Source organism: Pseudomonas sp. TUM25319 (genome assembly GCF_056388475.1).
The window spans coordinates 5,177,761-5,203,034 of the sequence record NZ_CM150751.1; the positions used below are offsets into that span (position 1 = coordinate 5,177,761).

The 25,274-nt window shown below is 67.3% G+C and carries 1 protein-coding gene; it reads right to left on the reverse strand.

Annotated features, from left to right (window positions below; translation table 11 throughout):
* Positions 1-118: 118 nt before the first annotated feature.
* On the reverse strand, positions 119-25,180 hold the full coding sequence (locus AC05QJ_RS23385) for a non-ribosomal peptide synthase/polyketide synthase (RefSeq protein WP_476743633.1): 25,062 nt from the start codon (positions 25,178-25,180) through the stop codon (positions 119-121).
* Positions 25,181-25,274 lie beyond the last annotated feature (94 nt).

Consider the following 25,274-nt stretch of genomic DNA (forward strand, 5'->3'; position numbering starts at 1 on the left):
GTCGGCGCGGGCGAAACAGGCATTCATTCCTTCTTGAAAAACGCACCAGCGCGCTGCGGATTTACATGCTGAAACAGCTTTTTTTCCGCAGCGCCGGTACGCGCCATGCCCTCCCGGTCTACAGCGCCTCCAGTTCGGCCATCAGGTCCGACAGGCGGTCGACCTTGGCGTCGTCGATGCGCGTATCGGCCTGCCCGACGATGTACTGCGCCAGCGCCTGCAGGGTGTTGAGCTCGAACATCGCCCGCAGCGGCACGTGATGCCCCAGTTCCTTCTGCACCCGGCTGACGATCTGCGTGGCCAGCAGCGAATGACCGCCCAGTTCGAAGAAGTCATCGGTCATGCCCACCTGCTCCAGCGTCAGCACCTCGGCCCAGATCGCCGCCAGTTGCTGCTCCAGCTCGGTGGACGGCGCCACGTAGGCCTGCCGCGCCTGACTGACATCCGGCTTGGGCAGTGCACGGCGATCCAGCTTGCCGTTGGCACTCAGCGGCATTTTTTCCAGCAGCACGACGTGGCTCGGGACCATGAATTCCGGCAGGTGGACTTTCAGGTGCGCCTTGAGGGCGTCCTTCAGTTCCGCACTGTCGTCAGCCACCAGATAGGCCGCCAGTTGCTTGCCACTCGGGCCGTCGATATCGATGACGCTGGCTTCGCGTACAGCCGGGTGTTCCAGCAGACGGGCTTCGATTTCACCCAGTTCGATACGCAGGCCGCGGATCTTCACTTGATGGTCGATACGGCCCGAATACTCGATCACGCCTTCGTCGCGGTAGCGCGCCAGGTCGCCGGTGCGGTACAGGCGGCCGCCGTTTTCCGAGAACGGATCCGGCACGAAGCGTTCGGCGGTCAGCGCAGGACGGTTGTGATAACCACGGGCCAGGCCAACGCCGCCCAGGTACAGCTCGGCGGCGGTACCCGGTGCAGCCGGCAGCAGGCCGTCTTCGAGGATGTGGGTCTTGAGGTTGTCGATCGGCTGGCCGATCGGGACGCTCAGGTGGTCGTCGAGGGTGCAGGTCCAGTGGGTGACGTCGATCGCTGCCTCGGTCGGGCCATACAGGTTGTACAGGCCGGACTGTGGCAGACGTTTCAGGGTTTGCGCCGCCAGTTCAGCCGGCAGGGCTTCACCACTGCACACCACTCGCTTCAGCGACGTGCAGCTTTCGACCTGATCGCTGGTCATGAACGCCTGCAGCATCGACGGCACAAAGTGCAGCGTGCTCACGCCATATTGGTTGATGGTCGCCACCAGACGCTCCGGATCGCGGTGATCGCCCGGCAGTGCGACGGCCAGACGAGCGCCAGTCAGCAGCGGCCAGAAGAACTCCCACACCGACACGTCGAAGCTGAACGGCGTCTTCTGCAGCACGGTATCGCTGCCGTCCAGACCGTAGGCTTTCTGCATCCAGTGCAGGCGGTTGACCAGCGCACGATGGCTGTTGCCCGCGCCTTTTGGCTTACCAGTGGAGCCCGACGTGTAGATCACATAGGCCAGGTTTTCCGGCACAGTGTGCAGCGACGGATTGACCTCGCTGTATGCGGACAGGTCCAGTTGATCCAGGCTCAAGGCCTGCACGCCAGCCGGAATCGGCAGACGCTCCACCAGCGAAGACTGGGTCAGCAGCAACTGCACGCCACTGTCCTCGATCATGTAGGCCAGACGGTCCTGTGGATAATCCGGATCCAGTGGCACGTAAGCACCACCGGCCTTGATGATCGCCACCAGCCCAATGACCATTTCCAGGCTGCGTTCCACCGAGATGCCCACCAGCGCATCCGGGCCGACGCCCAGTTCGCGCAGCTTGTGGGCGAGCTGGTTGGCGCGGCGGTTGACCTCGGCGTAGCTCAGTTCTTCACCGGCGAAGACCAGCGCTGGCGCATCCGGCGTCAGCGCCACTTGCGCCTCGATCAGGCTCTGGATGCACGCCTCGCTCGGGAACTCGGCCTCGGTAGCGTTCCAGTCCCGCAGCACATGGTGCTGGTCGGCCTCGGACAGCATCGACAGCTCACCCAGCGCCGCCTGCGGATCGGCGATCAACGCCATCAGCAGGTGGTCGAAGTGCGCCGCCAGTTGCGCCACGGTGTCGCCTGCCAGCTGGCTGCGGTCGTAGCTCATGCGCACCGCCAGTTGCTCGCCCGCTTCGATGACCAGGGTCAGCGGATAGTGGGTCTGCTCCTGCGCCACCACGCGATCGAACACCAGCGACTGTGGCGATGCCTGTTGCAGCGCATCGGCGATCGGGTAGTTCTCAAACACCATGATGCTGTCGAACAGCGCCTCACCGCTCCAGCCCGCCCAGCGCTGCACCTCGTACAGCGGCGTGTGCTCGAACTCGCGCAGGGCCAGGTTGCGCGCCTGCACCTGCTGCACCCACTCGGCCACGGTCTGCTCGATCCGCGGACGGCCCACCACCGGCAGGGTGTTGATGAACAGACCAAGCTGTTCTTCAACGCCCGGCAGGTCGGCCGGACGCCCGGCCACGGTGGCACCGAAGGTGACGCCGGATTGTCCGGTGCAGCGTTGCAACACCAGCATCCACGCCGCCTGCAGCAAGGTGTTGGCGGTCACACGCTGGTCGCGGGCAAAGTCGTTGAGACGACGGGTGCGCTCGCTGTCGAGGGTCAACAGGCGATCGGCGAAGCCTTCGCCTTGCGCCGGGGCCTTGAACAGCGGTGCCAGGCGGGTCGGCTCGTCCAGTTCAGCAAGTTGCGCGGTCCAGAACTGCTGCGCCGCCTCGCCGTCCTGCTGTTGCAGCCAGTGGATGTAGTCGCCGTAACGACCACCCGGCGCCGCCACCACTTCGCCGCGATAGTGCATCAGCACCTCGCCCAGCAGGCGCGAGCTGCTCCAGCCGTCCAGCAGGATGTGGTGGCTGGTGTACACCAGTTGCCAGGTGTCCTCGGCGGTGCGCAGCAGGGTCAGGCGCAGCAGGGCGTCATGCTCCAGGTCGAAGCCGCGTTGCTGGTCGGCCTCGGCCCAGGCGGCCACGGCGGCCTCCAGATCAGCACGGCCACGCCAGTCCTGGACCTCGAACGGCACCGCCCGTTGCTTGCGGATCACCTGCAACGGCTCGCCGAAGCTGCTGACGAAATTCGCCCGCAGCACGTCGTGGCGGTCCACCACCGCCTGCCAGGCAGCGCGGAAGCGTTCGACATCGAGGCCGCGCACTTCGGCGCGCAGCTGGTTGATGTAGCTGGCGCCCTCCTCTTCGAACAGGCTGTGGAACAGCATGCCCTGCTGCATCGGCGACAACGGGTAGAGGTCGGCGATCTCGGTCGCCGCCAGCGGGAACTGGTCCAGTTGCAACTGGCTCAGGCCCGCCAGCGGGAAGTCCGACGGCGTCACGCCGCCGGCGTCCGCGCTGACGCAATGGGCGATCAGTCGGGCCAGTTCGCTGGTGTAGTCGTCGGCCAGGCGCTGGATGGTCGCGGTGTCGAAGACTTCGCCACTGAAGGTCCAGCCCAGCGACAGCTCGCCGCCCGACACCTGGCCATCGATGCTCAGCAGGCTGCCCAGCGGCGCCAGCGGGCTGACGCCCTCGCCGGTGCTCTCGGCGGCCGGCAGCAACAGGCCGTCGCTGACACCCGCATCGAATTGCCCCAGGTAGTTGAAGACGATCTCGCCCCTGGCCAGTTCGGCCAGGCTGCGTTGTGCCGCGTCGCTGCCCAGGTGGCGCAGCATGCCGTAGCCCAGGCCCTTGTCCGGCACGGCGCGCAGTTGTTCCTTGATCGCCTTGATCGAGGCGTCCAGGTCCGCTGCGGGCACCAGCTTGACGGGGAACATGCTGGTGAACCAGCCGACGGTGCGGGTGATGTCGAGGTCGTCGAACAGCGCTTCGCGGCCGTGGCCTTCCAGGCGCACCAGGGTTTCGGCGCGGCCGGTCCAGCGACTGACGACCCGCGCCAGGGCAGTGAGCAGCAGGTCGTTGATCTGCGTGCGGTAGGCCGCCGGGGCGTCCTGCAGCAGTTGGCGGGTCAGCTCGCGGTCGAGACGGCTGTGAACCGACCGTGCGTGACATTGCTGCTGGCTGCCGTCGGCGCGATCGGTCGGCAGCGCATCGCTGACACCCTGCAACTGCGCCTGCCACCAGGCCAGTTGCGCGTCCAGCGCCGGGCTGGCGGCGTGCTGCTGCACGCGCGCGGCCCATTGCTTGAAGGAACTGGTCTTGCGCGGCAGCGCTGCACCGTTGTAGGCCGCTTGCAGGTCTTCCAGCAGGATGCGCCAGGACACGCCGTCCACCACCAGGTGATGGATCACCAGCAGCAGGCGCTGTTCGCCCTGCGGCAGGTTCGCCAGCACCACGCGCAGCAGCGGGCCGTTTTCCAGGTCGAGGCTGCGCTGGGCCTGAGTGGCCAGTTCGGTCAGTTGCTCGCGGTCGGACAGCTCGCGCAGCCACAGCGGCGCATCGGCTTGCGCCTGGAAGCGCGCACCGTTGCGGTCGAAGCGGGCACGCAACACGTCGTGCTGGACCAGCAGGGCCTGCACCGCGGCCTCCAGTCGCCCGGCGTCCAGCGGCTCGCGTGGCGCCAGCATCAGCGCCTGGTTCCACTGCTGGGGTTGCGGAATATCGCTGTCGAAGAACCAGCGCTGGATCGGCGTCAGTGGCGCCTCGCCCGTCACCCGGCCCTGCTCCGCCTGCACCGCCGAGGCACGGCTCGCCACCTGGGCGATGCCTTGCACGGTCTGGCGCTGGAACAGGTCTTTCGGGGTGAAGACGATCCCGGCCTGACGGGCGCGGCTGACCACCTGGATGGAGATGATCGAGTCGCCGCCCAGTTCGAAGAAATTGTCGGTGATGCCGACTTTCTCCAGCTTCAGGACGTCGGCCCAGATGGCGGCCAGTTGGCTTTCCAGGGCATTGCCCGGAGCGACGTAGGCGGCTTGAGCCTGGCTCAGGTCCGGCTTGGGCAGCGCACGGCGGTCCAGCTTGCCGTTGGCACTGAGTGGCATTTTTTCCAGCAGCACGAAGTGGCTTGGGACCATGAATTCCGGCAGGTGAGCCTTCAGGTGCACCTTGAGCGAATCCTTCAGATCATTGCTGTCATCGGCCACCAGATAGGCCGCCAGTTGCTTGCCGCTCGGGCCGTCGATATCGATGACACTGGCTTCGCGGACAGCCGGGTGCTCCAGCAGACGCGCCTCGATTTCGCCCAGTTCGATACGCAGGCCACGGATCTTCACCTGATGGTCGATACGGCCCGAGTACTCGATCACGCCTTCGTCGCGGTAACGCGCCAGGTCACCGGTGCGGTACAGGCGGCCACCGTTATCCGAGAACGGATCCGGCACGAAGCGTTCGGCGGTCAGCGCAGGACGGTTGTGATAACCACGGGCCAGACCAACGCCGCCTAGGTACAGCTCGGCAGCGGTCCCCGGTGCAGCCGGCAGCAGGCCGTCTTCGAGGATATGGGTCTTGAGGTTGTCGATTGGCTGGCCGATCGGAACGCTCAGGTGGTCGTCGAGGGTGCAGGTCCAGTGGGTGACGTCGATCGCAGCTTCGGTTGGACCGTACAGGTTGTACAGGCCGGACTGTGGCAGACGTTTCAGGGTCTGTGCCGCCAGTTCCGCCGGCAGGGCTTCACCACTGCACACCACTCGCTTCAGCGATACGCAGCTCTCGACCAGCTCGCTGGTCATGAACGCCTGCAACATCGACGGCACAAAGTGCAGCGTGCTCACGCCGTACTGATTGATGGTCGCCACCAGACGCTCCGGATCGCGGTGATCGCCCGGCAATGCCACCGCCAGACGAGCCCCGGTCAGCAGCGGCCAGAAGAACTCCCACACCGACACGTCGAAGCTGAACGGCGTCTTCTGCAGCACGGTATCGCTGCCGTCCAGACCGTAGGCTTTCTGCATCCAGTGCAGACGGTTGACCAGGGCGCGATGGCTGTTGCCCGCGCCTTTCGGCTTGCCGGTGGAGCCGGAGGTGTAGATCACGTAGGCCAGGTTTTCCGGCACGGTGTGCAGCGACGGGTTTTCATCGCTGTAACCGGACAGGTCCAGCTGATCCAGGCTCAAGGCCTGCACGCCTGCCGGGATCGGCAGACGCTCCAGCAGCGAAGACTGGGTCAGCAGCAACTGCACGCCACTGTCCTCGATCATGTAGGCCAGACGGTCCTGTGGATAATCCGGGTCCAGCGGCACGTAGGCGCCACCGGCCTTGATGATCGCCACCAGGCCAATGACCATTTCCAGGCTGCGCTCCACCGAAATGCCCACCAGCGCATCCGGGCCGACGCCCAGCTCGCGCAGCTTGTGGGCAAGCTGGTTGGCGCGGCGGTTGACCTCGGCGTAGCTCAGTTCCTCGCCGGCGAACACCAGCGCCGGTGCATCCGGCGTCAGCGCCACTTGCGCCTCGATCAGGCTCTGGATGCACGCCTCGCTCGGGAACTCGGCCTCGGTAGCGTTCCAGTCCCGCAGCACATGGTGCTGGTCGGCCTCGGACAGCATCGACAGCTCACCCAGCGCCGCCTGCGGATCGGCGATCAACGCCATCAGCAGGTGCTCGAAGTGCGCCGCCAGTTGCGCCACGGTGTCGCCTGCCAGCTGGCTGCGGTCGTAGCTCATGCGCACGGCCAGTTCAGCGCCCGCCTCGATCACCAGGGTCAGCGGATAGTGGGTCTGCTCCTGGCTGACCACCTTGTCGAACACCAGCGCTTGCGGCGCGGCGCCCTTCAAGGCATCGGCAATCGGGTAGTTCTCGAAGACCATGATCGAGTCGAACAGCGCCTCGCCCTGCCAGCCAGCCCAGCGCTGGATGTCGTATAGCGGCGTGTGTTCGAACTCGCGCAGGGCCAGGTTCTGCGCCTGCACCTGCTGCACCCACTCGGCCACGCTTTGCTCCACCCGCGGACGCCCCACCACCGGCAGGGTGTTGATGAACAGGCCCAGTTGCTCCTCGACGCCCGGCAGGTCAGCCGGACGCCCGGCGACGGTGGCGCCGAAGGTCACGCCGGACTGTCCGCTGTGGCGCTGCAGCACCAGCATCCACGCCGCTTGCAGCAGGGTGTTGGCGGTCACGCGCTGATCGCGGGCAAAGTCGTTGAGGCGCTGGGTGCTCTCGCGGCCCAGGGTCAGCAGCCGTTCGGCGAAGCCTTCGCCCTCGGCCGGGGCCTTGAACAGCGGCACCAGGCGGGTCGGCTCGTCCAGTTCGGCCAGTTGGCCCAGCCAGAAGTCCTGGCCGGCCTTGGCGTCCTGGCGTTGCAGCCACTCGATGTAGTCGCGGTAACGCTTGCCTGCCGGCGGCACCTGGCCGCTGTAGCGCTGCAGCACTTCGCCGAGCATCCGCGAGTTGCTCCAGCCGTCCAGCAGGATGTGGTGGCTGGTGAACACCAGATAATGCGTGTCGGCGCCGGTGCGCAGCAGGCTCAGGCGCAGCAGCGGATCATGCTGCAGGTCGAAGCCGCGTTGCTGGTCGGCCTCGGCCCAGGCCGCCAGGGCCGGTGCCGAGCAGTCCTGCTGGCGCCAGTCCAGTTCGACGAAGGCCACCTCCACCTGCCGGCGGATCACCTGCAAGGGCTGGGCAAGGCTACTGACGAAGTTCGCCCGCAGCACATCGTGGTTATCCACCACCGCCTGCCAGGCGGCGCGGAAGCGCTCCACATCCAGCCCGCGCACTTCGGCGAGCAGCTGGTTGACGTAGCTGGCGCCCTCCTGCTCGTAGAGGCTGTGGAACAGCATGCCCTGCTGCATCGGCGACAGCGGATAGACATCGGCGATCTGCGCCGGCGCCAGCGGCAGGCTGTCCAGTTGCGCCTGGTCGAGGCCGGCCAGCGGGAAGTCCGACGGCGTGACACCGGCGACACCAGCGGCCAGGCAATGGGCGATCAGTTGGCGCAGTTCCTCGCCGTAGGCATCGGCCAGTGCCTGCACGGTACGCAAGTCGAACAGCTCGCGGCTGAAGCTCCAGGTCAGTTCCAGTTCGCCGCCCAGCACCTGGCCGTTGATCGTCAGCAGGCTGGACAGCGGCGCATCCGGGCTCTGGCCCTGGCCACTGCCCTCGCCGGCCGCGGCGAACAGCGCGCCGTCGTCAGCCAAGGCGCCGTCCAGTTGGCCGAGGTAGTTGAACACGATCTCGCCCTGGGCCAGCGCAGCGAGGCTGCGTTGCGCCGCGTCGCTGCCCAGGTAGCGCAGCACGCCGTAGCCGAGGCCGTTGTGCGGCACGGCCCGCAGTTGTTCCTTGATCGCCTTGACCGAGTCGCCCAGCGCCGCTGCCGGCGTCAGCCTGACGGGGAACAGGCTGGTGAACCAGCCGACGGTACGGGTGGTGTCGAGGCCGTCGAACAGGTCTTCACGGCCATGGCCTTCCAGGCGCACCAGGGTGTCGGCACGACCGGTCCAGCGCCCGATCACCCGCGCCAGGGCGGTGAGCAGCAGGTCATTGATACGGGTGCGGTAGGCCGCCGGGGCATCCTGCAGCAGTTGCCGGGTCAGCTCGCCGTTCAGCTGCGTGCGCACCGTGGCTTCATGCTTGTGCTGGCGCCCGCCGTCGGCGTGGTCCAGCGGCAGCGCATCGCTGACGCCCTGCAACTGTGCCTGCCACCAGCCCAGTTGCTGTTGCAGTGCCGGGGTGCCGGCGAAGGCATGCAGGTGCTCGGCCCAGACCTTGATGGAATGGGTCTTGGCCGCCAGCGCCTTGCCGTTGTACGCCGCCTGCAGGTCTTCCAGCAGGATCCGCCAGGACACGCCGTCCACCGCCAGGTGATGGATCACCAGCAGCAGGCGCTGTTCGCCCTCGGGCAGCCTGACCAGCAACGCACGCAGCAGCGGGCCGTGGTGCAGGTCGAGGCTGCGTTGCGCTTCGTGGGTCAGGGCGTCGAGCTGGTCGATCCCATTCAACTCGCGCACCCACAGCAGCTCGCTGGCCTGGACATCGCGCAGGTGCGCACGCCCCTCGACGAAGCTCAGGCGCAGGGCATCGTGGTGCGCCACCAGCGCTTGCAGGGTGCCTTCCAGTTGCGCGGCGTCCAGCGTCTGCAGCGGCTTGAGCAGCACCGACTGGTTCCAGTGATGACGCTCGGGGATTTCGCTGTCGAAGAACCAGTGCTGGATCGGCAGCAGCGGCGTTTCACCGGTCACCGGGCCTTGTTCGATACGCACCGCCGAGGCACGGCTCGCCACTTGGGCGATGCCCTGCACGGTCTGGCGCTGGAACAGGTCTTTCGGGGTGAAGACGATCCCGGCCTGACGGGCGCGGCTGACCACCTGGATGGAGATGATCGAGTCGCCGCCCAGTTCGAAGAAATTGTCGGTGATGCCGACTTTCTCCAGCTTCAGGACGTCGGCCCAGATGGCGGCCAGTTGGCTTTCCAGTGCATTGCCCGGGGCGACGTAGGCCGCTTGAGCCTGGCTCAGGTCCGGCTTGGGCAGCGCACGGCGGTCCAGCTTGCCGTTGGCACTGAGCGGCATTTTTTCCAGCAGCACGAAGTGGCTCGGGACCATGAATTCCGGCAGGTGGACTTTCAGGTGCGCCTTGAGGGCGTCCTTCAGGTCGCTGCTGTCATCGGCTACCAGATAAGCCGCCAGTTGCTTGCCGCTCGGGCCGTCGATGTCGATGACGCTGGCTTCGCGGACAGCCGGGTGTTCCAGCAGACGGGCTTCGATTTCGCCCAGTTCGATACGCAGGCCACGGATCTTCACTTGATGGTCGATACGGCCCGAATACTCGACTACGCCTTCATCGCGATAACGCGCCAGGTCGCCGGTGCGGTACAGACGGCCGCCGTTATCCGAGAACGGATCCGGCACGAAGCGTTCGGCAGTCAGCGCAGGACGGTTGTGGTAACCACGGGCCAGACCAACGCCGCCCAGGTACAGCTCGGCAGCGGTGCCCGGTGCAGCCGGCAGCAGGCCGTCTTCGAGGATATGGGTTTTCAGGTTGTCGATCGGCTGGCCAATCGGGACGCTCAGGTGATCGTCGAGGGTGCAGGTCCAGTGGGTGACGTCGATGGCCGCTTCGGTTGGACCGTACAGGTTGTACAGGCCGGACTGTGGCAGGCGCTTCAGGGTTTGCGCCGCCAGCTCCGCCGGCAGGGCTTCACCACTGCAAACAACTCGTTTCAACGACACACAGGTTTCAACCTGATCGCTGGTCATGAACGCCTGCAGCATCGACGGCACAAAGTGCAGCGTGCTCACGCCATATTGGTTGATGGTCGCCACCAGACGCTCCGGATCGCGGTGATCACCCGGCAATGCAACCGCCAGGCGAGCACCGGTCAGCAGCGGCCAGAAGAACTCCCATACCGATACGTCGAAGCTGAACGGCGTCTTCTGCAGCACGGTATCGCTGCCGTCCAGACCGTAGGCCTTCTGCATCCAGTGCAGGCGGTTGACCAGGGCGCGATGGCTGTTGCCCGCGCCTTTCGGCTTGCCGGTGGAGCCCGAGGTGTAGATCACGTAGGCCAGGTTTTCCGGCACGGTGTGCAGCGACGGGTTTTCATCGCTGTAACCGGACAGATCAAGCTGATCCAGGCTCAGGGCCTGAACGCCAGCCGGAATCGGCAGACGGGCCAACAGCGACGATTGAGTCAGCAGCAGTTGCACGCCGCTGTCCTCGATCATGTAGGCCAGACGGTCCTGTGGATAATCCGGGTCCAGCGGCACGTAGGCGCCGCCGGCCTTGATGATCGCCACCAGGCCAATGACCATTTCCAGGCTGCGCTCCACCGAGATGCCCACCAGCGCATCCGGGCCGACGCCCAGTTCACGCAGCTTGTGGGCGAGCTGGTTGGCGCGGCGGTTGACCTCGGCGTAGCTCAGTTCCTCGCCCGCGAACACCAGCGCCGGCGCATCCGGCGCCAATGCTACCTGAGCCTCGATCAGGCTCTGGATGCACGCCTCACTCGGGAACTCGGCCTCGGTAGCGTTCCAGTCACGCAACACATGCTGCTGCTCGGCGTCGGACAGCATCGCCAGCTCACCGACCCGCTGCTGCACATCGGCGCTCATGGCCCGCAGCAGTTGCTGCCAGTGCCCGGCCATGCGGGCAATGGTGTCCGCCTCGAACAGCGCGGTGGCGTAGGTCAGCGAAGCGCTGAGGCCATCGTCCTGCTCGACGGTGTTGAGCATCAGGTCGAACTGCGCGGTGTGCTTCTCGGACACCACGCCTTCCAGGGTCAGCCCGGCCAGCTCGCGCACAAGCTGCGGCGCCTGGTTCTGGTGGTTGTACATCACCTGGAACAGCGGACTGCGGCTCAGGTCGCGCTCCGGTTGCAGCGCTTCCACCAGTTGCTCGAACGGCAGGTCCTGATGGGCCTGGGCCTGCAGGGCATGGCGCTTGACCTGTTGCAGCAGCGCGGCAACAGTGGTCTGCGAATCCAGCTCGGCCTTGAGCACCTGGGTGTTGACGAAGAAGCCGATCAGGCCTTCGGTCTCGGCGCGGTTGCGGTTGGCGATAGGCACGCCGACGCGCACGTCGCCCAGGCCCGAATAGCGGTGCAGCAGGGTCTGGAAGGACGCCAGCAGCAGCATGAACAGGGTCACGCCCTGCGCCTGCGCCAGCCCTTTCAGGTGGGTTGCCAGTTCGCGGTCCAGGGTGAGGTGCAGTTGCGCGCCCTCGGTGCTCTGCACCGGCGGACGCGGATGGTCGAGCGGCAGTTCCAGCACCGGCTGCTCCCCGCCCAATTGTGCGGTCCAGTAGGCCAGTTGCCGGGCCTTCTCCCCCGCTTCCAGCCACTGCCGCTGCCACTGGGCGTAGTCGGCGTACTGGATCGGCAGCGGCGCCAGCGCCACGTCATGGCCCTGGCTGTAGCCGGCGTACAGGCGCATCAGCTCGTCGACCATGATCGGCATCGACCAGCCGTCGGTGACGATATGGTGCTGCACCAGCACCAGCACATGCTCGTCCTCGCCCAGGTGCAGCAGGCGCACCCGCAGCAGCGGCCCGTTTTCCAGGTCGAACGGCCGCAGGGTTTCTGCTTCGACGAACAGGCGCACCTGCTCGTCCTGCGGCAACGCGGACACCGGCAGTTGCTCCCGCGCCAGCACGAACGGCGCCGCCGGATGGATGATCTGCACGGCCTTTTCGCCATCCTGGCGGAAGGTGGTGCGCAGGGTCTCGTGGCGGGCGATCAGGGTTTCGAAGCTCAGCTCCAGCGCAGCGATATCCAGCGCACCCTTGAGGCGCAGTGCCGCCGGCATGTTGTAGGCCGCGCTGTGCGGCTCCAGTTGCCAGAGGAACCACTGGCGCTGCTGGGCGTACGACAGCGCCAGCGGCTGGCTGCGATCGGCCTTGCTTACGGCTTGTGGCTTGCAGCTTGCCGCTTCGCCGGCATGGCGCACGAAGCTGCGCAGGTCGCGGGCTTCGAACAGGCTGCGCAGCGGCAGCTCGATCTTCAGGCTCTGACGCACGCGGGAGATGACCTGGGTCGCCAGCAGCGAGTGACCACCGAGTTCGAAGAAATTGTCATCGAGGCCCACGCGTTCGATCTTCAGCACTTCGGCCCAGATCGCCGCCAGTTGTTGTTCCAGTTCGGTGGCCGGGGCCACGTAGGCGGTCTGCGATTGCGTGGTGTCCGGCTTCGGCAGCGCCTTGCGGTCCAGCTTGCCGTTGGGAGTCAGCGGTAGCGCGGCCAGCAGCACGAAGTGGGTCGGCACCATGTAATCCGGCAGGCTGGCTTTCAGGGCGGTCTTCAGGTCTTCGCGCAGGGCGTCGGCATCGCTCGCTACCTTGGTGGTCAGGTAGGCCGCCAGTTGCTTGCCTTGCGGTCCGTCGATATCCAGCACCACCGCTTCGCGGATCGCCGGGTGTTCCTGCAGGCGGGTTTCGATCTCGCCCAGTTCGATGCGGTAGCCGCGGATCTTCACCTGATGGTCGGCACGGCCGACGTATTCCAGCACGCCATCGGCGCGGCGGCGGGCCAGGTCGCCCGTGCGGTACAGGCGCTCGCCCGGCGCGCCAAACGGGTTGGGGACAAAGACCGGCGTAGTGCGGCGTGGATCGGCGACGTAGCCACGGCCAACGCCGGTGCCGGCGACACAGAGTTCGCCCACAGCGCCCAGCGGCACCAGTTCAAGGGCGTCGTCCAGCAGGTAGATCAGGTTGTTGTCGGTCGGCGTACCGATCGGCAGGTAGGTGCTTCTGGTCGAATCCAGATCGACACGGAAGAACGCCACGTCGTCCGAGCATTCCGCCGGGCCGTAGGCGTTCACCAGGCCGATCTGTGGATAACGCAGCAGCCACTGCCTGGCCAGTTCAGGCGGCATCGCTTCACCGGTCGGCAGCATCCAGCGCAGGCCAGCCAGATTGACGCGCTCTTCGGCCAGCAGGCCCTGGATCAGCGAGGGTACGCTTTCCAGCACGGTGATGCCCTGGGTTTGGACGTGCGCCAGCAGCGCCTGCGGATCGCGGGCGATGTCGTTCGGCACGATATCCACACGGGCACCGAACAGCGGTGCGGCGAGGAACTGCCAGACCGAAATGTCGAAGCTCTGCGAGGCGGTCTGGGCGATCACGTCGGCGTCGCTCAGGTCAAGGTACGGCACCTTGCTCAACTGGTTGTTGAGCATGCCGCGCTGCTCGACCATCACGCCTTTCGGCAGGCCGGTGGAGCCGGAGGTGAAGATCACGTACGCGAGGTTGTCCGGCGTGCTGTAGCGGCCCGGGTTATCCACAGACGCGGCGCTCTGCTGGACCTGTTCCCAGACCAGCAGTTGCACAGCGGTGTTGTCGGCGATCAGCTCACGGGCCTGTTGCTCACACTCGGCGCTGCACACCAGCACCGGTGCACCGCTCTGGGCGATCACACCGCTCAAACGCTGATTCGGCAATGCCGGATCCAGCGGCAGATAACCCGCGCCGGCCTTGAAGCTGCCGACAATCATGCCCAGCAGATCCGGGCCGCGCTCGGCGAGCAAGGCGATCGGCTGGTCGAAACCGACGCCCGCCGCGATCAGTGCATGGCCGAGACGGTTGGCGGCTACGTTCAGTTCAGCGTAGGTATCGCGACGTTCCAGGCAGGACACGGCGACCCGCTCCGGATGCGCAGCCACCTGCTCCTCGAACAGCGAAACGTAGCTGCGCTCCAGCGGATACTCGTGGGCGCTCTGGTTGCAGCCCTGCACCAGGAACTCGCGTTCGGCCTCGCCCAGCAGCGGCAACTCGGCCATATCGCCATGGAAACCTTCCACCAGCGCCAGCAGCAGGCGCTTGAACTCGGCCAGCATGCCTTCGACGGTGGGCTGGTCGAAATAGCGCTGGTCGTAGGACAGGTGCAGGCCGAGGTCGTCGCCCGGATAGCAGACGGCGGTCAGCGGGTAGTTGGTGTGGGTGCGGCCGGAATCCGAGGTGGCGTTCAGGCTCTGCGCCCGGTCCAGCACCGAGACTTCCACCGGGGCGTTCTCGAACACGAACAGGCTGTCGAACAGCGGCAGGCCCTTGGGCAGCTCGCTGTGTTCCTGGATGTTCACCAGCGGCAGGTACTCGTACTCGCGCAGTTGCATGTTGCTGTCGAGCAGGCCGTTCAGCCACTGGCGCACGCTCTGGCGCTCGCCATCACGGGGCAGGCCGACCCGCAGGGCGATGGTGTTGATGAACAGGCCGACGGTGCGCTGCATCTGCGGCATGTCCACCGGGCGCCCGGCCACGGTGACGCCGAACACGACGTCGCGGTCGCCGCTCAGGCGCCGCAGGGTCAGGGCCCAGGCCGCCTGGGCGAAGGTGTTGACGGTCAGTTGATGCTGCTGGGCAAGCTCGCGCAGCTTCGCGCCATCGCGCTCGTCGAGACGGGTGTAGACGTCGCCGACGATCATGCCGCCGTGCTCGCCGGCATGCTCGCGCAGGTACGGACGGTCGCTCGGGATCGGCGTCGGCCGCTCGAAGCCGCGCAGGTTGTCGCGCCACCAGGTACGTGCCTGCTCGAGGCCACGCTGTTGCAGCCAGCCGATGTAGTCGCGGTAGCGCGGCGGCGGCGCCAGTTGTGCGTCGCGGCCTTCACCCAAGGCCATGTAGAGATCGAAGAAGTCGTTCATCAGCAGCGAACGGCACCAGGCATCGATGAGGATGTGGTGGTTGCTCATCATGAACCAGTAGCTCGCCTCGCCGACGCGGATCAAGCGCAGGTGGAACGGCGCCTGGTGCAGCAGATCGAAACCGGCCTCGCGCTCGCGCTTGTGCAGCGCCTGCAGGCGCGGCTCCTGCTCGTCGGCCGGGACATCGCGCCAGTCGAGGTAGTCGACGGCGGTATCGCCGGGCTTGTGGATCACCTGCAGCATGGTTTGGCCGACGTCCCAGCAGAAAGACGCACGCAGCGCTTCGTGACGGGCTACCACGGCCTGCCAGGCGCGGGCGAAACGCTCGGGGTCCAGCGCGCTGTTGATGCGGTAGCGGTCCTGCATGTAGTACAGGCCGGTGCCCGGCTCCAGCAGGGTGTGCAGCAGCATGCCTTCCTGCATCGGCGTCAGCGGATAGACGTCCTCGATGCGCGCTGCCGGCACAGGCAACGCGTCCAGTTGCGCCTGGGTCAGGGTCGCCAGCGGGAAATCGGACGGTGTCAGGCCGCCATTGCCCTCGGTGACGCAATGCGCCACCAGCGCCTGCAACTGCTCCAGGTAGGCATGGGCCAGGGCGTCGATGGCCCCGACCTCGTGCCGTTCTGCGCTGAAGGTCCAGCGCAGCACCAGCTCGCCGGCGTAGACCTGGGCGTCGATGCTCAATTCGTTGGGCAGCGGCGCCTGGGGGTCGTGGGCGGTGCCGGCGGAGGCTTCCAGCGGCCGGAACAGTGCATCGCTGGCGAAGCTCTGGTCGAACTGGCCGAGGTAGTTGAAGGTCACCGGTGCCACCGGCAACGCCTGCAGGGCAGCGCGGCTGGCATCGTCGCCGAGGTAGCGCAGCACACCATAACCGAGGCCCTTGTGCGGCACCTGGCGCAGTTGTTCCTTGATCGCCTTGATCGACGCGGCGTCATCGCCCGCCACCGGGGTCAGGCGCAGTGGATAGGCGCTGGTGAACCAGCCGACGCTGCGGGTCAGGTCGATTTCGTCGAACAGGGTTTCGCGGCCATGGCCTTCCAGTTGCACCAGGGCCGAGGCTTCGCCGGTCCACTGGCACAGCACGCGGGCCAGGGCGGTCAGCAGCAGGTCGTTGATCTGGGTGCGGTAGGCCGCCGGGGCGTCCTGCAGCAACTGCCGGGTGCGCTGGCTGTCCAGGCGCACGCTGAGGGTGCTGGCGTGCAGGTTCTGCTGGCCGCCGTCGGTGCGGGTGCCCGGCAGTTGCACGGCGCTGCCCTGCAAGTGTGCCTGCCACCACTGGCGCTCTTCGCGCAGCGATTCGCTGGCGGCGTAGTGCTCAAGGCGCTGGGCCCAGTCGCGCAGGGCGCTGGTCTTGGCCGGCAGTTGCACGGCCTCGCCTGCTTGCAACTGGCGATAGACGTTTTGCAGGTCTTCCAGCAGCACCCGCCAGGACACACCGTCCACCACCAGGTGATGGATCGCCAGCAACAGGCGCTGCCGGCCTTGCCCGTCGCTGACCAGCACGGCACGCAGCAGCGGGCCGTTGGCCAGGTCGAGGCTGCGCTGGGCGTCGTCGAACAGCGCGGTGCACTGGCCCAGGTCGGCGACTTCGGCGACGTGCAGCAGATTGTCGTCCGCCGCTTCGGCAAAGCGCGCCTGCCACTGGCCATCCTGCTCGGTGAAGCGCAGGCGCAGGGCGTCGTGGTGCTGTTGCACCGCCGCCAGCGCCTGCGCCAGCAACGGCGCTTGCAGGCCGCTGGTCGGTTCCAGCAGTACCGCCTGGTTCCAGTGTTCACGGCGGACCATCGGGGTCTCGAAGAACCAGTGCTGGATCGGCGTCAGCGCCGAGGTGCCAGTCAGCGGTCCCTGTTCGGCGCTGACCACTTCCTGGGTGGTCGCCACGGCAGCAAGGGTCTGCACAGTCTGGTGCTGGAACAGGTCGCGGGGGCTGAAGTGGATGCCCGCCGCACGGGCGCGGCTGACCACCTGGATCGACAGGATCGAGTCGCCACCCAGTTCGAAGAAGTTGTCGTGGACGCCGACCTGGGCGACGTTCAGCACCTCGCTCCAGATCTGCGCCAGGGTCTGCTCCAGTGCGCTGTTGGGCGCCACGTAGTGCTGGCGGTTCAGTTCCGGATCCGGCGCTGGCAGCGCACGGCGGTCGAGCTTGCCGTTGGCGGTCAGCGGCATGGCGTCCAGCAGGATCAGGTGGGTCGGCACCATGTAGTCCGGCAGTTGCGCCTTGAGCGCCGCCTTCAGTTCATCGCGCAGGTGCGCCTGTTGCGCCTCGCCCTGGCCGGCGACATCACTGACCAGGTAACCGGCCAGCTGCTTGCCCGCCGGCGTGTCCAGCGCCAGCACCACGGCTTCGCGGATGGCGGCGTGGTCCAGCAGGCGGGTTTCGATTTCGCCCAGCTCGATACGGAAGCCGCGGATTTTCACCTGATGGTCGACCCGGCCGATGTATTCCACCAGGCCGTCGGCGCGCTGGCGCACCAGGTCGCCGGTGCGGTACAGGCGCCCGCCCTCGCTGGCGAACGGATCGGCGACAAAGCGCTCGGCGGTCAGCCCCGGACGCTCGTGATAGCCGACCGCCAGGCCGGCACCGCCGACGTACAGTTCACCGGTGGCGCCCTGTGGCACCAGGGCCAGGTCGGTGTCGAGGATGTAGGCCACCCGCGCCCCCACCACGCTGCCGATCGGCACGCTGGCCTGGCCTTCTTCCAGTTCGGCCGGCGACAGGCAGGCCAGCGGCATGACCACGGTTTCGGTCGGGCCGTAGGCGTTGAAGAACAGCGCCGGGGCGAAGGCTGCGCGGATCCGTTGCAGGTGCTCGCCGGTCAGCGCCTCGCCACCGGTGATGCACATGCGCACCGGCAGACGCTGCTCCTGGGTGGCCAGCCATTGCGCCAACTGGCTGCCGTAGCTCGGGGTGAAACCGAGGATGGTCACGCCCTGCTCGCGGATCAGCGTGCAGATTTCCTCGGCGTCCCACTGGCCTTGCGCACGCAACACCAGCCGCGCACCGGTCAGCAGCGGCACCAGCAGGCGCTCGGTGGCGGCGTCGAAGTTGATCGAATAGAAATGCAGCTCGCAATCGTCGGCACGCATGTCGAAGCGCTTGATCACCGCCTGGCAGTGCATGGCGATTTCGCCATGGCTGACCACCACGCCTTTCGGCAGGCCGGTGGAGCCGGAGGTGTAGATCAGGTAGGCCTGGTGCTGCGGCAGGCTGACGAACGGCGGCTCGCTGTCCGGGTAGCCCGCAAGTTTGGGCAGGTCGTCTTCCAGGCTCCAGCGCGCCACGCCTTCGGGCAGCTCGCCGAGGGCATCGAGCAGTGCGGCGCCGCTGAGCAGCAGGCGCACGCCGCTGTCCTTGATCATGTATTGCAGGCGTTCCAGCGGGTATTCCGGGTCCAGCGGCACATAGGCGCCACCGGCCTTGAGGATCGCCAGCAGGCCCACCACCATCTCCAGCCCGCGCTCCAGCGCCAGGCCCACCCGCACCTGCGGGCCGACACCACGCTCGCGGAGCATCCAGGCCAGGCGGTTGACCTGGGCGTCCAGCTCGCCGTAGCTCAGGGTCTGGCCACGGAAGGTCAGCGCACCGGCCTCGGGGTTGGCCCGCACGCGCTCGCTGAACAGGCTGTGGATGCACTGGTCCAGGCGCTGCTCGCCCGGCTCGGCGCCGAGGCTGTCGAGCAGCCCCTGACGCTCGTCGGCGGCCAGCAACGGCAGCTCGCCAAGGCGCTGGTGCGGATCGGCCAGCAGCGCCTGCAGCAGGTTGCGCCAGTGGGCAGCCATGCGGGCGATACGCGGCTCGTCGAACAGGTCGGTGCTGTAGGTCAGGCAGCAACCGAGGCGGTGATCCAGCTCGGTGACTTCCAGGTTGAGGTCGAACTTGGTGGCGCGGGCGTCGTTGACCAGGTACTCCACGGTCATCCCGGCCAGCTCGCGGCTCTGCTGGAATTCCCAGCGCTGCACGTTGCACATCACCTGGAACAGCGGGTTCCAGGCGGCGCTGCGCGGCGGTTGCAGGGCTTCCACCAGATGGTCGAACGGCAGGTCCTGGTGGGACTGGCCTTCGATGACGGTGTGGCGGACCTGCTCGAACAGTTCGCCGACGCTCATCTGCCCGTCCAGTTGCACGCGCAGCACCTGGGTGTTGAGGAAGGCACCGATCAGCCCTTCGCTTTCCGGACGGATACGGTTGGCCACCGGCGCGCCGATGCGCAGGTCGGTCTGGCCGCTGTAGCGGTAGAGCAGCACCGCCAGGGCGGCGGTCATGGTCATGAACAGGGTCAGGCCGTTCGTCGCGTTGAAGGCGCGCACGCGGCCGGCCAGTTCATCGCTCAGATCGAAGCGGAACAGTTCGCCCTGGTGGCTCTGCACCGGGGGACGCGGACGGTCGCCCGGCAGTTCCAGCAGCGGGTGCTCCTTGCCCAGTTGTGCCGTCCAGTAGTCCAGTTGACGCTGGCGCTCGCCGGATTCCAGCCACTGCCGTTGCCACACGCTGTAGTCGAGGTATTGCACCGCCAGCGGCTCCAGCGGCGACGGTTTGCCGTCGAGGAAAGCCTCGTAGAGCAGCCCCAGTTCGCGGGCGAAGATGTCCATTGCCCAGCCTTCGGTGACGATGTGGTGCAGGGTCAGGACGAGGTAGTGTTCCTGCTCGCCGGCCTTGACCAGGCAGGCGCGCAGCAGCGGGCCGGTTTCCAGGTCGAAGGGCGTGTGCGCTTCGCTGTCGGCGAAGGCCTGCAGGCGAGCCTGGCGTTCGGCGGCCGGCAGCGCCGAGATATCCAGCCACTGCATGGCCACGCCGGTGTCTTCGGCGACTTTCTGGCAGGCCACGCCGTTGACGCTGGGGAAGGTGGTGCGCAGGGTTTCGTGGCGCAGGATCAACGCCTGCAACGCGGCCTCGAAGCAACCGATATCGAAGGCGCCGCTCAGGCGCGCCATGCCGCCGACGTTGTACGCAGGGCTGTCCGGCTCCATCTGCCAGAGGAACCACATGCGCTGCTGCGAATAGGACAGCGGCACCGGCTGGCTACGATCGACTTTGCCGATGGCCTGCTGGCTGTTGCGCTCGCCCGCGGCCTGCAGCGCGGCCACTGTGGCAGCGAAGTCACCCAGCTCGCGGTGCTCGAACAGCACCCGCAGCGGCAGCTCGACGTCGCAGCGCAGGCGCACCCGGGAGATGATCTGGGTCGCCAGCAGCGAATGGCCGCCGAGTTCGAAGAAGTCATCGGCCAGGCCGATGCGCGGCACGCCCAGCACATCGCGCCAGATGGCGGCGATGCCCTGCTCCAGCTCGGTACGCGGCTCGATGTGTTCGCGGGACTGCCACTGCGGCTCGGGCAGTGCGCGGCGGTCCAGCTTGCCGCTCGGGCCCAGCGGCATCACGTCCATGCGCACCAGTTGCGCCGGCACCATGTACTCGGGCAGTTCCAGCGCCAGCTCGGCCTTGAGCCGGGCAATCTGCGCGGCCTCGCCCTCCTCGCTCGCCTCGGCGGTGAAGTAGCCCACCAGTTGCGGGCCGGAGACGGTCTCGCGCACCAGCACTGCCGCCTGGCCGACACCGTCCAGGGCCAGCAGGCGCGCTTCGATTTCCTGCGGCTCGACGCGGAAACCGCGCAGCTTCACCTGATGGTCGAGGCGGCCGAAATACTCCAGCGCGCCATCGGCGGCCCAGCGCACGCGGTCGCCGGTGCGGTACAGGCGCGAACCCGGCGCGCCGGCGGCATCCGGCACAAAGCGTTCGGCGGTCAGTGCCGCACGGCCCAGATAACCACGGGCCAGACCGATACCACCGATGCACAGCTCGCCGGCCACGCCGTCCGGCTGGGCGTTCAGTTCGCCGTCCAGCACCCGGCAGACCACGTTGCCCAGCGGGCGACCGATGGGCGAACGGGCGCCGTCGCTCACCTGGCAATGCCAGTGGGTGACGTTGATGGCGGTCTCGGTGGGGCCGTAGCGGTTGTGTAACTGGGCGTCGGGCAGTTGTGCCAGCACGCGGTTGCGCAGTTCGGCGGGCAACGCCTCGCCACCGGAGAACACCCGGCGCAGGCTGGTGCAGCCGGCAGTCAGCGGCTCGTCGATGAACAGTTGCAGCAGCGGCGGCACGAAGTGCAGCGTGGTCACGCCGTGCTCGCGTACCAGTTGCGCGATGCGGTGCGGATCGCGGTGCTCGCCGGGGCCGGCGATGACCAGGCGGCAGCCGGTGATCAGCGGCCAGAAGCACTCCCACACCGATACGTCGAAGCTGATCGGCGCCTTCTGCATCAGCACGTCGGTGTCGTTCAACTGATAAGTGGCCTGCATCCATTGCAGGCGCTCGGCCAGGGCCGCCCAGGTATTGCCGACGCCTTTGGGCAGGCCGGTGGAGCCGGAGGTGTAGATCACGTAGGCGAGGTTGTCGCCGTGCAGGTGCAGGCCCGGCGCGTGGCTCGGCCAGGTGTCCAGCTTGAGGGTGTCGAGGGCGATGGCGCTGACGCCTTCGGCGCTCGGCATGTCGCCCAGCAGGTGGCTCTGGGTCAGCAGCAGCGAGACCTTGCTGTCAGCCAGCATGTAGGCCAGGCGCTCGCTCGGGTAATCCGGGTCCAGCGGCACCCAGGCGCCGCCCGCCTTGACGATGGCCAGCAGGCCGATCAGCAGTTGCGGCGAACGCTCCACGGCGATGGCCACTTTCACGTCCGGGCCGACGCCCTTGTCGCGCAGGTAGTTGGCCAGGCGGTTGGCCTGCTGGTGCAAGGCGGCGTAGTCGAGGCTGCAGCCGTCCCACACCAGCGCGGTGCGCTCGGGGCTGCGCTGGGCCTGTTCGTTGAGCAGTTCCGGCAGCCAGCGGCTGGCCGGGGTGCACGGAGCGACGCTCCAGTCGTGCTGGCGCGCCCGTTCGGCGTCGTCCAGCAGTTGCAGGTCGCCGAGGGCAATGTCGGCGCTGGCGCTGACCTGGGTCAGCAGGCGCACGTAATGGGCGGCGAGGCGCACGATGGTGGCGCGTTCGAACAGCTCGTCGGCGTAGTCGAACGACAGGTGGATGCGGCCGCTGCGGTCTTCCTCGCTGTGCAGTTGCAGGTCGAACTTGGCTTCGCGGCTGTGCCAGGGCAGTTCATCGGCCAGCAGCCCCGGCAGACGGCGCAGGGCACCCAGGTCGCGCTGCTGGTGGTTGAACATGACCTGGAACATGCCTTGCTCACGGGCCTGCGGGAAGGCTTCCACCAGTTGGTCGAACGGCAGGTCCTGGTTGGCCTGGGCCTCCAGTGCCGCCTGGCGGGTGCGGCCGAGCAGTTCGGCGAACGGCAGGCGCGCATCCAGCTCGGCACGCAGCACCAGGGTGTTGATGAAGAAGCCGATCAGGCCCTGGGTTTCCTGGCGCGGGCGGTTGGCGCCGGGGACGCCGATGCGGATATCGGTCTGGCCGCTGTAGCGGTGCAGCAGGCTCTGGAAGCCGGCCAGCAACAGCATGAACGGCGTAGAACCATGGCCCTGCGCCGCCGCTTTCACGGCCTGGCTCAGTTCGGCGCTCAGGCGCAGGCTGTAGCGTGAGGCGCTGTGCTGCTGGCGGGCGGAACGCGGGTGGTCGGAGCTCAGGTTCAGGCTTGGCTGTTCATCGCCAAGCTGGGCTTTCCAGTAGTCCAGTTGGCGCTGCGCTTCACCGCGGGCCAGCCAGTCGCGCTGCCACTGGCCGTAGTCGGCGTAGCGCACCGGCAGCGGCTCCAGCGCCAGCGGCTGGCCCTGCACGGCGGCGGCATAGAGCCGCGAGAACTCGTCGATCAGCACGTTCAGCGACCAGCCGTCGGCGATGATGTGGTGCAGGGTCACCAGCAACTGGTGCTCTTGCTCGTCCAGGCAGACCAGCCGTACCCGCAGCAGCGGACCGTGCTCAAGGTCGAACGGCAGGCGCGCCTGTTCTTCGCGCAGGGCCTGGGCGCGGCCGCGACGCTCGTCTTCGTCCAGCTCGCTGAGGTCGATGCGCTGGAAGTCGAACGGCGCAGCGGCGTCGATGCGTTGCAGGGCCACGCCGTCCACCTCATAGAAGCGGGTGCGCAGGGATTCATGGCGTTCTACCAGACGCTGGAAGGCGCTGCGCAGGGCCTCTTCGTCCAGCTCGCCGCGCAGGTGGAGGCCGGCGGGGATGTTGTAGGCGCTGCTCTGCGGATCCAGTTGCCAGGTGAACCACAGGCGGTTCTGTGCCAGCGATTGTGGCAGCGCTTCGTCACCGGCCAGGCGAACGATGCCGTCCTGGGCCGGGGCACCGGACTGCACGTTTTCGATGGCGGCGACGAAGCTGTCCAGGGTCGGCGATTCGAACAGCAGGCGCAGGCTCATCTCAATGCCTAGCGCCTCGCGCAGGCTGGCGACCACCTGGGTGGCGACGATGGAGTTGCCGCCCAGCAGGAAGAAGTGATCGTCGGCGGCGATGTCCTCGGCCTGCAGGTGCTCGCGCCAGGTGCGGGCCACCAGCTCGCGCAGGTCGGACTGCGCCAGGGTCGCATCGCTGGCCTTGGCCGCGACCGCCTGCTGCGGGAACACGGCGTAGCTGTCGAGGCTGCCATCGGCCAGGCGGGTGCGGCAGGCGGAGCGTTGCAGCTTGCCGCTGGAGGTCTTCGGCAATGCACCCGGGTTGAGCAGCACCACCACGCTCGGGGCTTGCTGGAAGGCGTCGGCCACGGCGTGGCGCAGACGGTTGATCAGCTCGTCGGCGGGTACGCTCTTCTGCACGCTGCGGCCGATTTCCGCAGCGATGCCGATGCCTTCGAGGCCGTCCTGGGTGATGGCGAAAGCCGCGACGCGACCTTTGCGCACCACGTCCACCTCGCGCTCGACGGTCTGCTCGATGTCCTGTGGATACAGGTTCTGCCCGCGCACGATCAGCATGTCTTTCAGGCGACCGGTGATGTACAGCTCACCTTCGCGCAGAAAGCCCAGGTCGCCGGTGCGCAGCCAGGTCTGGCCGTCGTGCTGGACGAAGGTCCTGGCGGTGGCTTCAGGGTTGCGCCAGTAGCCATGGGCGATACTCGGGCCACAGGCCCAGACTTCACCCACCTGGTTTTCATCCAGCACGGCGAGGCTTTGCGGGTCGGCGATCAGCACGCCGTGCTCCGGCTGACGGGTGCCACAGCTCATCACCGGGCTGCCCTGCCCCGGTTCGGCGACGTTGCGCGCCAGCGCCTGCTCGTCGAGGCGCAGGTGCGGTATGCCCTGGCCGCGCTTGCCCCCGGCGACGAACAGGGTCGCTTCGGCCAGGCCGTAGGACGCGAAGAAGCTGCTGGACTGGAAGCCGCAGCCGGCGAACTTCTCGGCGAAGGCGTCGAGGCTGTCGAGGCGGATCGGTTCGGAGCCGGAATAGGCCACGCGCCAGCCGCTCAGGTCGAGACGGGCCAGGGCCGAGTCGCTGACCCGGGCGGCGCACAGTTGGTAGGCGAAGTCCGGGCCACCGCTGATGGTGCCCTTGTAGTCGCTGATCGCTTCCAGCCAGCGCAGCGGCCGGGTGAGGAAGTAGGCCGGCGACATCAGCACGCAGGGCACACCGCTGAAAATCGGCTGCAGCAGGCCGCCGATCAGGCCCATGTCGTGGTACAGCGGCAGCCAGCTGACGATGACGTCATCGGGGTTGATGTCGATACCGAAGCCGTGGCGGATCAGTTGTTCGTTGGCCACCAGGTTGCCGTGGCTGACCTGCACGCCCTTGGGCAGCGCGGTGGAGCCGGAGGTGTATTGCAGGAAGGCGATGTGCTCACCGGTCAGCTCCGGCGCTTGCCAGGTCTCGGCGGCCGCGTTGTCCAGGGTGTCGACGCAGAGCAGTTGCGGCGCGCCTTCGGCGGCCAGTTCCGCGACTTCCAGCAGACTGCTGCGCAGGGCTTCGGCGGTCAGCACCAGGCGCGGCTCGGCGTCGGCGATGATCGACAGCAGGCGCTCCTGGTGGTGGCGGCGATTGGACTCCGGCGGATAGGCCGGCACCGCGATCACGCCGGCATAGAGGCAGCCGTAGAAGGCGGCTACGTAGTCCGGGCCGCTGGGGAACAGCAGGATGGCCCGGTCGCCCAGCGTGGCGTTGGCCTGCAGGGCGGCGGCAATGGTGCGGGCGCGCAGGTCCAGGTCACGGTAGGTCAGCACGGTGCCCTGGTCCTGCTCGTCGGAGAGGAAACGCAGCGCCAGCTTGTCCGGTGTCTGGGCGGCACGGCGCTGGAGGGACTGGGCCAGGGTGACTGGAAGTTCGAACGCATCCATGGGGGGTTCCTGCTAGATTCGGCGTGGCAAAAAAAGGGTCGGGGTGACGAAAAGAAAACGCGCCCGCCAAAGCCGGCGCGTGTGCGGCAGCGGT

Bases quoted from the DNA above. Each gene is read 5' to 3' on its own strand.
- AC05QJ_RS23385 (WP_476743633.1), bottom strand. From the start codon at position 25,180: ATGGATGCGTTCGAACTTCCAGTCACCCTGGCCCAGTCCCTCCAGCGC.